Source organism: Candidatus Dactylopiibacterium carminicum, assembly GCF_014736495.1.
GTDB lineage: Bacteria > Pseudomonadota > Gammaproteobacteria > Burkholderiales > Rhodocyclaceae > Uliginosibacterium > Uliginosibacterium carminicum.
Window position 1 is genome coordinate 1 of the sequence record NZ_MDUX01000122.1, and the last position, 1541, is coordinate 1541.

Genomic DNA, 1541 nt, shown 5'->3' on the forward strand with positions numbered 1-1541 from the left:
CACACCCAAATTCCAGAATGTAAACACATTCCGGATACTGTGAACAGGCTCTAGCGGTTGCAGATCCACAGCCTGTCGGCCGGATTCCAGTTTGGCGATCGCGAAAGCAGCCTCCATCTGTGCAGACAGTTGCTGGACTGCAGCCTCAATCCCACTCACAAGCTTACGTGAGCTTTCTGGTAGTGGATGTGCAGACAGAGTGGCAGCAAACAGTGCGATGGCCTGTGCGGGCTGGCGCAGATCATGCTCCATGTTGGAGAGGAAGCTGCCCTCGGAGTATGAAATAGCCAGCGGGCGCTCCATCACGGACTGGAGGCGCTTCTTCAGATCAGTCAGCAGATACCACAATCCCGCCCCCGCCGCCAATGCGAGAATCAGGGTCAGGTGGCCGGGGCAGAAAATGGCGCCTGCTGCCACCACAAGGCTCCGGCGCATACAAGCAGCAACACAACTGCCGCCCGTGCAGCTTGCAGCAGCCGCACCGTGGCCGGATGCAACAAGTCACGCATCTTCCGGCGGCATCGAGAGATTCAGTGTCTGACCAACAAGAATGGCCTGGGATCGGGTATTCACACCGAGCACGTGATACACAGAAGTCAGGTGCATCTTTACGGTCCGTTCCGAAAGATCCAGGCGCTGGGCGATTTCCTTGTTCGACAAACCTTCCATCAAGCAGCAAAGAACCCGCTCCTGCTTGGGGCTGAGGCGAGGTTTGGGTCGTGAATCCTGAGAGCCGGCACGGCTACGCTCGCCTTGATCGTCGTAAAATCGACGACCAGCCAGCAAGGTGCGGACACCATCAACCAATGCCGCGGGATCCATGGACTTGCTGAGAAACCCTTCAGCCTCGGCCTCGCGTGCGAGCTGACGATAGATTGGTGCATCCTGGCCGGAGAACACGGCTACCGGCACGCCCGGCGCTTCGCGCCGCAAAAGACTCATCAGACGCAAACCGTCGCTGTCTGGTAGCTTGAGGTCGAGCAACACAAGATGAAAGGTTCGCCCCGAACGTAGAGCGGAAACTGCCTCTTGGGCCGAGGCGGCGCAGATAATCTCGCCACCGGCCAGCAAGGGCTCGAGCATGGCCTTGAGCGCATGCTGCATAGCCATACGCGCTGTTGGCGCGTGCAACAGGTTTGATCGGGTCCGGCGGGGCGATGACAGCTGGGGGTTCGGCAGGCGCCGGTTCGGGCAGATCCTGCCCATAGGCGGAAAACGGCGTCCCCGAAAGATCGCAGGCCGTCCGCAACAAACCTCCGAAAGACTGCTCATCTTCACTGCGAACGGGCAGCCCATCATTGGCGGATGTCTCACCAAGCACCAGCAACTCAGGCTCCAGTTCCACACGCATACCGAAAGCCGCAAGATCGGCTGAATCGCCCCCGGTTCACTAGACACTTCGAAGCCTTAAGCTGGCAACCAAGTGGAGGTGTCTATGAGTAGCAAGCGATACACGGAAGAGTTCAAGATTGAAGCGGTCAAGCAAGTGACCGATCGCGGACATAGCGTTGCGGACGTTGCCGGGCGACTGGATGTGAGCA

3 protein-coding genes are annotated in these 1541 nt (G+C 58.9%); 1 reads left to right on the forward strand and 2 read right to left on the reverse strand.

The annotated features are described in order from the left end of the window. Window positions 1-417 (reverse strand): histidine kinase dimerization/phospho-acceptor domain-containing protein (locus tag BGI27_RS17740; RefSeq protein ID WP_172425491.1); only part of this gene is annotated, 417 nt, incomplete at its 3' end. Window positions 418-501: 84 nt separating this feature from the next. Beyond that, a complete protein-coding gene (locus tag BGI27_RS17745; protein WP_170943108.1) occupies window positions 502-1110 on the reverse strand; it encodes a response regulator transcription factor in 609 nt (202 codons plus the stop codon). A gap of 325 nt (window positions 1111-1435) precedes the next feature. Here BGI27_RS17745 and BGI27_RS17750 point away from each other — a divergent pair. Next, window positions 1436-1541: transposase (locus BGI27_RS17750; RefSeq protein ID WP_141239830.1), on the forward strand; the 106-nt coding region annotated here is incomplete at its 3' end.

Bases quoted from the DNA above. Each gene is read 5' to 3' on its own strand.
- BGI27_RS17745 (WP_170943108.1), bottom strand. From the start codon at position 1,110: ATGGCTATGCAGCATGCGCTCAAGGCCATGCTCGAGCCCTTGCTGGCC.